This window comes from Bacteroidota bacterium (genome assembly GCA_039111535.1).
Classification (GTDB): domain Bacteria; phylum Bacteroidota; class Rhodothermia; order Rhodothermales; family JAHQVL01; genus JBCCIM01.
In genome coordinates this window covers 14,082-27,287 of the sequence record JBCCIM010000009.1, presented here as the reverse complement: position 1 = coordinate 27,287, position 13,206 = coordinate 14,082, and the positions used below count along the sequence as shown (strand labels likewise).

Genomic DNA, 13,206 nt, shown 5'->3' with positions numbered 1-13,206 from the left:
GCCCCTGCTGGCACCCCACTTTTTTCCACCAACCCCAACACCCTCATGTCAATACTCAAACTGTCTGGATGCCTGGCAGCAGGCTTCTTGCTCCTTTGTGCGGCTACACCCACGCACGCACAGGTACTCTCCTATGACGAGGTAGTTTTCCTTACCGCAGAATGGGAAGGCGAGCGGCTGGAAGATGGCCGCCCAAAAGTCTCTGATGATATCCTTGCACGGATGAAAAACGTGTCCATCGAAGAAGCCTGGGGCGTCATTCGCCGGCATGGATACCACAACCAGTTTGCCGGCAACTGGAAGATGATCCACGAGCACGAAACCATTGTCGGGCGAGCGCTCACGGTGCAATACATGCCCAACAGTCCTGCTCTGGCCAAACGCCGGCTCGAACAAGGGCACGCAGAAGGCAGAATTGGCGCCACGAATTCCTGGCCCATCGACATGCTACAACAAGGCGATGTCTACGTGGCTGATGCTTTTGGTAAAATAGCATCCGGCACGCTCATTGGAGATAACCTCGGCAATGCCATCTTTGCAAACAGTGGCACTGGCGTTGTATTCGACGGCTCCCTTCGCGACCTCGAAGGGCTCGAACAAATTGAAGGCTTCAACGCTTTTGTCCGCGACTGGCACCCCTCTTATATCCAGGAAATGATGCTTGGCGGCATCAACGGCGTCATTCGGATCGGGGAAGCAGTTGTGCTGCCGGGCGATGTTGTCCTGGCCAAGCGCGGCGGTGTGCTGTTCATCCCTGCACAGTTTGCTCAAGAAGCTGTAGAGACTGCAGAACTCGTCAAGCTCCGTGACAGCTTTGGTCACCAGATGTTGCGGGAAGGCAAGTATACACCCGGCCAGATCGACACCAAGTGGACAGAAGCCATCGAACGCGATTTTTATGCATGGCTCGAAATAAATATCGACAACCTGCCAGTCCCCCGCAGTCGCATTCAAGAAATGCTGGATGAACGCAACTGGTAGGCATTAGCCAAAGCAGTCGACATGCAATAACGGACACCAAACCATCAGCCCCCATGAAACAGACACTAGACGCTTTCAAAAATCTGCCGCCCCATCCTTCGGAAAAAGCCAGTCCTGAAAAAACAGGCAACAGCCGGCGGACCTTTTTTAAACAGGCCAGCCTCGGCGGCGTGAGCCTGGCAGCCCTGCTTGCGCATCCCATTGAAGACCAGCTTTCACATTCCACCCAGCACGTTAACCGATTCTCTGGCCCCTCGGACCTCAAAATCACCGACATGCGCGTGGCAAGCCTGGACGTCATGGGCCGTACCCCAATCGTTCGCATCTACACCAACCAGGGCCTTGTTGGGCATGGTGATGTGCGCGACGGCGCTGATGCGCGCTACGCCCTCTTTTTGAAGAGCCGCATTCTGGGTGAAAATCCGTGTAATGTAGAGAAACTGTTCAAGAAAATTCGGCAGTTTGGCGGACAGTCTCGCCAGGCCGGCGGCGTCTGTGCTGTTGAGATGGCGTTGTGGGACCTGGCCGGCAAAGCCTACAATGTACCCGTCTACCAACTGCTTGGGGGCAAGTATCGCGACTACGTCCGGGTGTACGTTGACACCCCCAAAGAAAAGACCCCCGAAGCCCTCGCCAAACGCATGAAAGACCGGGTCGACAAAGGCTTCACTTTTCTGAAAATGGACTTCGGGATCGACATGATCAAAGACGAGCCGGGCATGCTTGTCGGACAAAACCTTTGGGACCCCAAGCTCCAGCAATGGAGCCGTACCGGCGGCTCATACGGCATGACCCGCCATCCGTTTACCCGGATTCAGATTACCGACAAAGGCCTTGAGCGGATTACGGAATTCCTGGCGGCTGTTCGGGATGCCGTGGGGTATGAAATCCCAATTGCTTCTGATCACTACGGCCACTTCGGCATCAACGAAGCCATCCGGCTCGGTAATGCAGTAGAGCCTTATCGCCTGGCCTGGCTAGAGGATATGGTGCCCTGGGATTACACGGAAATGTGGAAAGACATCACAGATGCAATCAACACACCAACCATAACCGGGGAAGACATCTACTTACTCAAACATTTCAAGCCTCTGATCGACGCACGAGCAATAGACATGGTGCACCCCGACCCGAACAGCGCCGGCGGCATTCTTGAAACCAAAAAAATTGGTGACTATGCAGAAGAAGCCGGCATCGCGCAGGCCTTGCACCACGCGGCGTCACCTGTTTCATTTATGGGTTCCGTTCACAGCGCAGCTGCCACGCAAAACTTTGTCGCGCTCGAACACCATTCGGTTGACATCGACTGGTGGGAAGACCTGGTAACGGATATTGAGAAGCCCATCGTGAAAGACGGCTTTGTGAAAGTACCCGAATCACCGGGGCTCGGTGTTGAACTGAATGACGAGGTGGTAAAAGAGCATCTGCGAGAAGGCGCAGAATTGTTTGCCCCCACACCCGAGTGGGACGAGCCGCGTTCGTGGGACAGGATTTGGAGTTGAGCCTACGCCGCACACGGCAACCGATGCGAAAAAAATCGGCACCTGCAGGCCATACGTTGTTTGCATGGACCTGCAGGGCCGTTGTGCCGCGCCTACTTGTGCCGGGTTACCCCCGGAAGTGCCTTAATTTGTACGTAAAGTTCAACATGAGGTAGCGCTCGAGTACGTTGGAGGTGTTGTCCTCGATGTAAAACTCGTTCACCGTACGGGACAGGCTCTGGTTTTGGTTCAGTATGTCTGCAAGGAGTAGTTTGACTTCTCCCCCGTTGCCACGCAAGAATTTGTAGCCGATGCCGGCATTCCAAACGAGGTTATTTTGGTCAAATGAATCGCTCAGGCCGGCGTATTGCAACAGGTTCAGGTTGGTGTCAAACACCCAGCCTTTGCCGAAGAGCAGGTTGATACGCGCGCCTGCCCTATGAAACAGATAGTTGGCGTCTAGCTCGGGATAAACGGTGTTGTTTACATCCGTAAAGTTGAGCGAATACGTGAGCGTAAAATCAACGCGTTCGCTGATGTTACTGCCGATTACAGCGCCACCCGTAAGCGTCTGTACACGCGATACGTTTTCAATCCCGTTGATGGTGCCGGGTGTGTTGGAAAACGTATAGCCAGCATTTAGATTCACGTTACTCTTGATGCCGGCTGCAGGCAACCCAAGCGTGAACAGGGAGCGTACATTCCAATACCCATCAACATTGACCGGGCGTGAAAATTGAGACCCCTGAGTCAGCAATACACCGGGGGCAATCATGGTATCCGCGAGCGCAATAAATGACTCCGTACCGATGTTGTTGTTGGTCTGCGTCATGCTGGCAAAACCCATAAAGACGCGTCCGTTATCTGCGCTGGTTTTGTTATAGCGCGCAACCAGCGAGTGGCTATAACTCTGCTCAAGCTCTGGATTCCCACTCGACAACTGCAATGGGTTTGTATTGTCAATCACGTTTTGCAGTTGCGTGACGGATGGCGTGTTGGTAGATGTTCTGTAAAACAGCCGCAGGTTTTCAGCGCGAGACGGCCGATACATAAACATTGCACGTGGTAACAGGCTTTGAAAATTGCGCGTGACACTGAACGTCTGTGGAAAGACTTGCTCTCCGGTTAGCTGCTCGTCTTGCACATCTACCCCAAACGTGATCATCCCAGTTGGCCGACGCATCATGTAATTGACACCGGCACGTTGCCGAACTGTTTTGCTCTCGAACACATTGGACAACACAGGATCCAGCACGCTATAGGTGCCTGTTGTTGGGTCCAGCAGGTTTGTGCGCTGGTCGGCATTACTGTGGCTAACAGACGGACGATAGTTAAACATTAACATGCCCTGTCCAACCGGCTCAGTGTAAGCTATGCTGGAAGAGAACGTTCGGCCATCTTGTGCGGTATCTGTAAACTGATCTACCACCAGCAGAGAATCCACAGCATCAAAGAATTCGTTGGTCGAAAACAAAGATGCTTCCCCCGAGCGGTCATTAAACCCTACACCCACGCTCAATGAAATAGTCCGGCGCTGCTTCGGGAAGCGATGTTGGTAGAGGATGTTGGTATTTGAGGTATAGCCGGCATTGTCTGCCGTGTAGTTGTTGGTATTGGCGCTCAACAATCCTGTTTCAACCAGCGAGTTAATGCCAACGAGATTACTGGAAGCATCGTTGCGTTGCCAACTCAGGTTGGGCCGGATCATCACGCTGTTGCGCTCATCGATGGTATAGCGAAGCCGGGCATTCAGACGGTGATTAAAGTTGTCGCTGCGTGAGAGGTTGGTTTCGTTGTACAGCTGGGTTTCAACGTCGGTGAGGAAATACTCACGATCCAGCAAAATATCGCTGTTGTTATCCGACGTATTGAAGAAGTAGCTGCCGGCAACTTCCCACTGCTCGCCCCACTGATCGGTATAGTTAATCCCAAACGCGGTCGTCTGGTTTATGCCATCTTGGTTGCCAACGAGGAAGTCTGCAGGATTGGTGCGCAAACCTCCGCCACCAGGCCGCCCAGCACCGCCACCGCCACCAGGTCCAGCACCGCCAGGTCCTCGCCCGCCTCCACCTCCACCACGACGAAAGCCACCGCCAAAGCCCCCGCCACCGCGCTCCCGCGTATTGCCAATTACGCCTAGCAGGTCCTCATTAGTGAAATTTTGCTGGTTTACATTGTTGCTCAACCCGATGACCGATATCCGTTGGTCACCATTGAAGAAATTCAGGTTGCCACCGCTGGCGTAGCGGGTTTCTGAGCCATAGCCGCCATAAACCTTCCCAAATTGGCCGTTGCTCATGCCCGATCGGGTAACGATGTTGATTGTGCGCTCTGAATTGCCGTCATCAAATCCGGTAAACTGCGACTGATCGCTCATGCGGTCGAACACCTGTATGCGCTCGATAATTTCAGCCGGCAAATTGCTCAGTGCGGCATTGGTGTCATTACCAAAGAACTCACGTCCATCCACCAGGACCCGCCGCACATTTTCCCCTTGCGCCTGCACGCTGCCATCTTCTACAACAATACCCGGCATTTTGGCAATCAGGTCAGCAGCGCTTGCATCAGGATTGACCTTGAAAGCATTTGCATTAAATTCCGTTGTGTCACCACGTAAAACCACACGGTCCTGAACCTCCTCTACCAGCACCTGCTCCAGATCCGTTATAGATATCTTCAGGTTCACTGTGCCGGCAAACGTGTAGCTCCCGGTGGCCTCGATCGGCATGTAGTGCGTTTCAAATCCGATAAACGAAAATGCAGCAGCATAAGCGCCAGCTACAGGTACCACGAGCCGATACAACCCTTTTTCATTCGTAACACCACCCGTCTGCACTGTTGTGTCTGCCCGACTCACGAGATACACGTTGGCACCAGGAAGTGGATCACCTGTGGATTCGTCATACACAAATCCTGAGATAACACTACCTTGCGGGGCATCTCTATCCTGTGCTACCACTGCCGTCACTCCCAGTAGACTGACGCACATCATTAATATCGTTTTTCCCAGTATGCGCTGTATCATGTTTTGCCTATATACAATCGGGTCTATAAGTCTTTTCAGGCCGTAGACGAGGCATTACGGTACTACATTTCATTCAGGCCGGGTAATTTTTGTGACTTTACAAATGCTTTACAATTTGTGTATACCCGCGGCATGAAGTGCCGGTACTTAACAGGTACGTCTGACGTGTGCAGATCCAAAATTACCGTAAAAAACCCGGCAGCTTTTGTGTTGTACCAAGTGCCTGTCGATATGCCGCTGCCTCTCTCAAAAGGGTTTCAAGAAGGTCATCAACAGCACCTGCTTTCCCGGCAGTTACATCTAAAGTAACCCGCACCCCTCCACTGTCATCAATACGTATGCCAATGCCTAATTCGGCAACCCTCGCAAGGCCAGCCTTAACGGTGTGTGTTGTATGCGCGGTGGCAGCGGCCAGCTTGTCCAGGCGGGTTTCGCCATTATAATTCGAGATCGTGTATTTGACGAGGCCGGCAAGTCGTTTTAAAAATTGACTACCGATGTCCATACCGGGATGCTGACCTACAACGTACACCTGGCTGGGTTTAACAAAATTTAATACATCCAGTAACACACTTCGATCTGGGGGTAAAGTCCAAATGACCAGCACATCCGCCGGCACAAGATCAGCCCGCGAAACCATACCTTCCAATACCGGCCCAACTTCCCCCCAAACACATACCTGCTCATGAGAAGCCCGAAGTTTTTCTACTTGCAGTGCGGGCTCAGGCTTATCGCGCCAGTCGATGATCTCAAATGAAACGCGGCCCTGTACTGCAGCCAGCCGATCAGCGCGCTGCAAGTCGAGCAAGGTAACCTGTAAGGTTGGCTCGTTCCTGAAATAGCCTGGACGCATGCGAAATACGATATCAAGCGTGCCCTCCGGTAGTACCTTTTCAGCCCCGCCCCACCAGATTACTTCAACGGGGTCACAGGCACCATCACTCACATAGAGTTTACGGTGCGATTTGTCTTTCCCAAACAGTTTGTCTGCTGTAACTACAACCTCGCGGCAAAGGTAATTCACAGGTGGATTGCCGGCACCAAAAGGTGCCATCAGTTCCACTTCGTCTGCCAGTTTTGGTGTGATTTCGGAGATCGGTAAAACCAGCGAAATATCCAACACAGATTCGGGCACTTTGCCGTTGCGCTGCGCAACAATCGCTTTGGAAACACCACGACGGAATCGCTCGATATCGGAAGCCGGCAAAGCCATACCAGCAGCCATTGGATGGCCGCCAAACCCAAGCAGATAATCAGCCTGCGTTGTAATGGCTTCGGTAATGTGGTAGCCTTCAATCGACCGGGCAGAGCCACGCGCTGGCTCACCTGGTGGCGAGGCGAGGAGAATTGTGGGTTTGCCAAACTCTTCCACCAGCCTGCTGGCGACAATTCCAATCACCCCCTGGTGCCACTTGGGATTGTCTAGCACCAGCGCCGCGTATTGTAACAGCGAGGGATCACGATCAATTTGTCCGAGTGCCGAGTCGTACACGTCCTCTGTTAGACGCCGGCGCTCCCTGTTCAACGCTTCCAGGTCATCAGCAATACGATTTGCTTCAGCTGCATTGCTGGTTGTGAGTAAATCCACGGATACATTGGCGTCCTTGAGCCTGCCGACAGCATTAAGGCGGGGGCCAATTTTGAACCCAATGTCTTCGTCGATCATGTACCGTTGGAGCACATTGCCGCGTTTCATGATCGACTGCAATCCTCGGCGACGTGAGGTGCGAAGGACTTCGAGGCCCTGCTGCAGGAGGAATCGGGTATCTGCCGCCTGGTTGGCAATGTCAGCAACAATGCCGAGGGCAACGAGGTCCAGCAATACCGGGAGGTCTGCTTCACAGCCGGCGCGGGTGTAGAGGGCTTCGATTAATTTGTATGCGACACCCACACCTGGCAATCCGTAATGTGGGTGATCGGGTTTGTGAAATTTGGGGTTGATAGACGCGTAAGCAGCCGGCAGCACATCTGGTAAATCGTGATGATCGGTAATGACCACATCTACGCCGTGCGCATTGGCCAGCTCAACTGCGTCTACCGCAGCAATGCCGGTATCACAACTCAACAACACGTTGATGCCTCGGTCCAGAAATCGCTGCAAGGTGGCCGGTTTGATACCGTGTCCATCTTCAGCTCTTATCGGCACGTAGTACGTTACATTCGCCCCCAGGTGCTGCAAGGCCTCCACGAGCAGTGCCGTTGAAGTCTGCCCATCTACATCAAAATCACCCCAAACAAGAATCAGCTCTTGTGCACGGATGGCCCGCTCGATGCGTTCAACACCCTTTGCCATGTCGTGCAGCATGTCGGGTGGCGCTGGCGTATACGCATCGCTATCCAGAAATTGCCGAATTGCACCTGGCGTTGAGATCCCGCGCATAACCAACAACTGCGCCAACACCTTACGCCCACCAACTGCATCAAGTACGGCTTCATCTATGGAAACGTTTTTCGGGGGCAGCTGCCATTTAAATTTCATCGCACAGCACGTTAAAAGGCAACAGATTCATAGTCATCCAGATCGCCAAGCAAAGCAGCTACTTCATCAACAACCTCTGCGCCATCGAAGTCTTGCCACAGGCCGGCAACATCCCCCCGGCCACAAAACGAGCGGTACGGGCAGTATGTGCACTTTTTCTCGTTTTCGGTAAGCAAAAAGTCTCCGGATGCCGTTTGTAGCACGTCCTGGGTAAGTGCTGCCAGATACGTAGCATCTGCTTCATACTGATCGCGACCGTAGCGCAGGACGTACGGAGCTTCAGGTTTTTCTGTAAACCAGTAGCGCATCTCGACGGCCTCAGGTGCAAGCTTCAGGCCGGGCATGAGGATGCCGGCTGCTTCGACCAGCAACCAGGGATAAATGCGAGACTGCAATTTCTCGCCGATGCCTCTTACCCGATCAGGTTGCCGCCATGTTTTCCAGTCGAAAATGATGGCACGCTTATCAGGTGTGACCACAATCAGGTCATACGTAGCCACAACAACCTGCCCGTCAACCGTTCCCACGAGCGTCTTTTCGGGAAATTTTTCGCCTTCGATGTTTGCTGGCGCATGGCTTTGATATCGCGCCCACCAGTCGCCGATAACAGCTGGCTTTGTAGGCACGATGACAGGCAATCCGATGATGTCTTGATGTACCATTTCATGGAAAACACGGCCGTTACGAAGGAAAGCCTCGCTTTCCAGCAGAGGTTCTGATTCTACTGCCGGCCACACCAGTCCATCCAGATAGCTCAGCTCAAATCGTCGCGCGCAATCTACATAAGTCTGCAAGCTGTGCGCGCTGAATACCAACGCTTTCTTATCCATCTTGTACCTCCGGCGAAGGGTCGAGGAATGACTTCAGGGCGGTGAAAGCTACGGCCGGCTGGTTTCTGCCGCGGCCGATATTGCTGGTCACCATCAATTCTTTTCGCGCACGCGTGATACCGACGTACAACAGCCGCAACCGCTCGCGGGCATAATCATACCGCGCCTCCTGCGTCGCCGCTCCCTCTTCATAGGTGACACCGTCGATAAAGGCATCAAGCTGGGCCATGGTCTCAGCATCCAAACTCAAACTGTTTCGCACATACCAGCGCTCGGCCCGAAACTTCTCTCCTTCCATCGCCGACGGAAAATCATAATCATTCACCGATAGCATGTACACGCGGTCCCATTCGAGCCCTTTTGCACCATGCATCGTTGCAACCACCACTTCACCTTTGTGATCTTCGGGATCAAATCCTGTTTTGTCTGCTTCGATGGACCGCACGCGGCGCTTGTCGCGCGCGATGGCATACAATTCCTGGTTCAACTCATCCAGCGTAGTGATGCGCTTCTCCAGCCCCAGGTGGTATGCAGAGCGATCGTTCAAGATTTCAGCAAACAGCTGGGTCATGGCCAGCTTTTCGGGTTCGTCGAAGATGGTCTGCGCGATGGCCGTCAGCATTTCGCTCACCGGCAGTAATACGAGTTGTTGCCAGTACTGCAGTTGGGTGCGGAATTGACGCATACAGAAGTAGGTTTCGTCGGACAGGTCTTCTTTCTTTTCTTCCAGCCAATCGTGTCCGGGCCGCGGCCAAATGTAGGTCTCGCTTTCTTCGCAGGTAGCCAGCACATCGAGGTGCAAAGCCAGTCGTTCTTGCGCCTCCTCGGTGTCTTCTTCTTTCAACACGCGGAAGAACCATACTTTGTACACCGTAGGCAGGGTTTTGTGGGAAGCCGGGTGCGCGAGATGATCCAGAATTCTACCCAAAGCCCCGGCTGCTTCTCGGGTTGAGGTAGTTAGGCGCAACAGTGCATCGGAATACGGAATGCCGGCTTTCTCCAGCGCCCGAATCGCCTCTGCACCCTGCGCATGGGTTGGCACGAGCAGCGCAAGCGTTGCATCGGGATGATCTGGCAACCACTTTTTCACTGAACCCAGCACCCGGGCCAGTTCCTGTTCGTTGGTGTCACCGCGAAATACAAAAGCCACGTTGCACAGATCATCTGCCGGATTCGGCTGAGGATCGCCTGGCGGAGTTGGTTCTATGTAGGGGATATCCAGCGCATCACGTAACGGAACGACCGGGTGTTCTTCCCGGACCCAGCGAATCAACTCGTTTGCAACTCGAATAATGGGCCGGCCTGAGCGCCCGGAATTGGGCAGGTCTCGCTTGTAGTCTGCTTCTTCAAGAAAGGCTTTTAGATACCGTGGGTGCGCTGTTGTAAACGTCTCATAGATGGCCTGGTTCGGGTCTCCAACGCGTACCCAGTTGCCGGCTTCTCCTGTCAGATAACGCAGAATCTGTTCTTGCAACGCGCTACTGTCCTGTGCCTCATCTTCCAATACATACGGCCATTTGCGCTGCAGCCGCTGCACCAGCGTGTCATCGTGCGCCAGTACGTCGATGGCCGTTGTGATCAGGTCATCAAAGTCGAGCGCACCGCGCGTGGCGAGGCCTTGTTGGTAGCGGTCGTAAACGTCCCGCACAAGGTGCGCCATCGATGCCGGCTGGTCTACAAGGTGGTTGTTCAGGGTAGCTACGTCAACCCGCCTGTTTTTCAGGTGTGAAATGCTATTTTGAACCACCCGCTGCAGCATGTCGGGCAATTGATCTTTGGTGATTTTGCGGCGTTTAAATTCGTTAAGGTCTTCTTTCAGGTACCCGTAAATCGACAGCTCATACCGCGGGTAGGCGGCCCGAAAGGCATTTTTCAGGATAGACTCGGCAACGCGTTCATCAACTACAGCAAAATCCGCCGGCAGCCCTGCAGCAGACGGGACCATCGCGACAATTTCGTGGGCCAAACTATGCAGGGTGCGTACGCGATACCCGAGTCCGGGTAATAAACCGCGCTCCTGGAGGAAAGCGGCAATGCGCTGCCTGAAGTTGTCGACCGCCGCGTTTACCAGGGTAACAATTAGCACTTCCTGTCCCCGCTGTAACGCTCCATCAATGATAAGCGCAGATGCCAGTTGAGACAGTGTCCAGGTTTTGCCACTGCCCGGAACGGCGGCAATTCCCATCGTGCCTTTTTTATATTCAAGAATGGCCTTTTGCGCCGGCCGCGGCTCAAATCCTGCCATGGCTATTCCTCCGTCGCTGGCGACACGGCGAGGTGACGCATCACATTGTTCATCACTTCCCGCATCATCCCTGTCTGCTCCTGACCGTATGCGCTTAATTCGCTAAAACAAACAAGCACCACATCCGAGCAACGGTTCAGCAATCCTTTTACCAGTGCGGTCAATCGCTCTTTTTCATGAAACTGCTCCATCTCTGCGTTCCACTTCCGTCCTTGCTGCCAGTACTTCGTCAGTACGTACGGATTGGTAAGCGGCTGCTGAATACGGCGGTGCCACGACGTGCTGCCTACATCCAGCCAGATTTGGTGTTTGTAGGCGCGGTTTTTCAACAGGAAGGTATGTGCCGGCGTAATCAGCACGGCATTGTCCTCTTCCTCCCAATCGATGCGATAAAAAGCAGAGATCACCCCTTGCTGCACCATATCGACATAGGCCTCCCCAACTTGTAATCCAATAGCATCCAGCACCGGCCCGACGGCCTGTCGGAATTTGCGCGCTGATTCTACCAGCCGTCCGGTATCCACACCTGCTTCGACATCCCGCAAAAACCCAAAACCTTCCTGGCTGAGCACTTCACCAAAAAGTTTGCTAAAAAAATGGTCGATAGGTAACGGATCTCCAGCCCGGTAATCAATGATCCAGCTACGCAACCGATCGTATTGTGCGCCGATGTTATAGGTAATCCGGTCGCGCATTTCTGGCTCCAGTTCTTCAAATGGCTTGAGGCCTACATCTTCACTCACAAAAGCATACACACCGCCGCCAAGCAAAGCTGCCCGCACAAGGTCTGCGCCGGCCAGAAGCCGATTAAACATGTAAGTCACCGCTTCCCGCGAAGGTCGCGGCAATTGCCACGCAGGATGCGCCAGTTGTGCAACGGTGAGCATGACACGTGTCACCGGCTCACTCAGCAAGTCACGAGATGGACGGTGCGTCTGGTGCGCGACTTCATGTTTGTCGAGTTGCATCCCCAGGCCAAAATGCACGCTTTCACTGAGGTACGGGCTGATGATGGCAATATCAGCCGGCGCAACGCCCTCTGCGACCAGCTTGACTACATGGTCTGCAGCGCGGAGCACCATGTCCTGATGCAGCCTGTCTGAATGCACCACAAAATGTGGCTCCACTGCCGCTTCTACAGGCACATTGTTGAGGTCGCCTTCAACAATCTCTTCTGCAACCAATTGCTGCAGTACTTGCAGCGCCGGCGGTTGCACATGCGAATCAGCCAGTACTACCCGCTCGCTGCATTGCTCAGATAATTTGTATGCACTCCGCGGACTTGCCCCCAGAAAACGGCGATAGCCGGCATTGTTGTCGAATAATACGCAGGCTGTATCGAGTGCAGGCAAAAATTTGGTAATGAAGTCATGGGCGATCGGGATGTCTTCTTCGCAGTTATCATAAACCAGATGGCTGTACTGCTTATCCAGGAAATTGTGTACTTCAGGTCCTTGCTGGTAAAGGTCCCAGAACAACGCCAGCGACAGGGAGAAATCCAGCAGGTTGTTAGAAATGCAGAAGGTGCGATACGCTTCGATGGTTTGGGCAATATCTTCGTAGCGTTGCTCATCGCTGTCTGCCAGTCCTGCTGCATCTTTGAGGTATTGCCCGACGCTTTCTAGCGGAATCCCGTTAGCCGACGCCTTGTTGAGGTTGTCCAGCAACTGGCTATAGAGGCGCGGCAGGGTCAGCTTGAGGTCTGAGAAATAGCCTTCTTCAATCAGTGGTTTTACGAGGCGCGACATAAAGTATTGCGCCACTTCGTAGGTGAGGAATGCCGGCGACTGCTGACTTTCAAACGGGTATTTCTCGCGATCCACCAGCGGCCAGAACAACCCGACCATGCGGCCGGCCAACCCACCGATGGTTGCCTTGCCCAATCGGTACCACGTCTGCGTATCAAAAGCCTGCTCATACTGCAAGGTATAGCTGCGCTGCGGGGTAAAGAGCAAGATTTGCTCGGGTTCAACCCCACTTTCGATCAAACGCTGGATGTGCCCGATGGCATAGCTGGTTTTCCCGGAGCCGGCTGGCCCCTCCACAAAGCGTGAAGTACCTGATGTGATATGTGGCAGGGTTGCGTGCAGTGTGGTGGGGAATGTGTATGTCGTCGGACGTGGTATTTTACCTATCCGTAAATCTATTAATTAGACGGTGACATT

General features: G+C 53.6%; 7 protein-coding genes. 2 read left to right on the top strand and 5 right to left on the bottom strand.

The genetic code is table 11. The features are described from left to right. The first annotated feature begins 45 nt into the window (after nt 1-45). Nucleotides 46-981, top strand: coding sequence for an RraA family protein (locus AAF564_02650; GenBank protein ID MEM8484416.1), 936 nt, complete (start codon nt 46-48; stop codon nt 979-981). Nucleotides 982-1,034: 53 nt separating this feature from the next. Next, entirely contained in the window at nt 1,035-2,483 is a 1,449-nt protein-coding gene (locus tag AAF564_02645; GenBank protein MEM8484415.1) for a mandelate racemase/muconate lactonizing enzyme family protein, read from the top strand. 106 nt (nt 2,484-2,589) lie between these two features. On the opposite strand, the gene AAF564_02640 is transcribed toward AAF564_02645, so the two are convergent. The 5 genes from AAF564_02640 to AAF564_02620 all read right to left on the bottom strand — a co-directional run bounded on the left by AAF564_02640 (nt 2,590) and on the right by AAF564_02620 (nt 13,110). Next, nucleotides 2,590-5,487, bottom strand: a complete 2,898-nt coding sequence (locus tag AAF564_02640; protein MEM8484414.1) for a TonB-dependent receptor — start codon at nt 5,485-5,487, stop codon at nt 2,590-2,592. A 181-nt stretch (nt 5,488-5,668) separates the two neighbouring features. Then, nucleotides 5,669-7,966, bottom strand: a complete 2,298-nt coding sequence (gene recJ / locus AAF564_02635; GenBank protein MEM8484413.1) for a single-stranded-DNA-specific exonuclease RecJ — start codon at nt 7,964-7,966, stop codon at nt 5,669-5,671. An 11-nt stretch (nt 7,967-7,977) separates the two neighbouring features. Further along, nucleotides 7,978-8,796 carry a PD-(D/E)XK nuclease family protein gene (locus AAF564_02630; protein MEM8484412.1) on the bottom strand — a complete coding sequence of 273 codons (819 nt, stop codon included), beginning with the start codon at nt 8,794-8,796 and terminating at the stop codon, nt 7,978-7,980. Next, entirely contained in the window at nt 8,789-11,041 is a 2,253-nt protein-coding gene (locus tag AAF564_02625; GenBank protein MEM8484411.1) for an ATP-dependent helicase, read from the bottom strand. The genes AAF564_02630 and AAF564_02625 overlap by 8 nt, the downstream gene beginning before the upstream one ends. Nucleotides 11,042-11,043: 2 nt before the next feature. Then, entirely contained in the window at nt 11,044-13,110 is a 2,067-nt protein-coding gene (locus AAF564_02620; GenBank protein MEM8484410.1) for a UvrD-helicase domain-containing protein, read from the bottom strand. Nucleotides 13,111-13,206: the final 96 nt, after the last annotated feature.

Coding starts and splice junctions, on each gene's coding strand:
- AAF564_02630 (MEM8484412.1), bottom strand. CDS start 8,796: ATGGATAAGAAAGCGTTGGTATTCAGCGCGCACAGCTTGCAGACTTAT.
- recJ (MEM8484413.1), bottom strand. CDS start 7,966: ATGAAATTTAAATGGCAGCTGCCCCCGAAAAACGTTTCCATAGATGAA.
- AAF564_02645 (MEM8484415.1), top strand. CDS start 1,035: ATGAAACAGACACTAGACGCTTTCAAAAATCTGCCGCCCCATCCTTCG.
- AAF564_02650 (MEM8484416.1), top strand. CDS start 46: ATGTCAATACTCAAACTGTCTGGATGCCTGGCAGCAGGCTTCTTGCTC.
- AAF564_02640 (MEM8484414.1), bottom strand. CDS start 5,487: ATGATACAGCGCATACTGGGAAAAACGATATTAATGATGTGCGTCAGT.
- AAF564_02625 (MEM8484411.1), bottom strand. CDS start 11,041: ATGGCAGGATTTGAGCCGCGGCCGGCGCAAAAGGCCATTCTTGAATAT.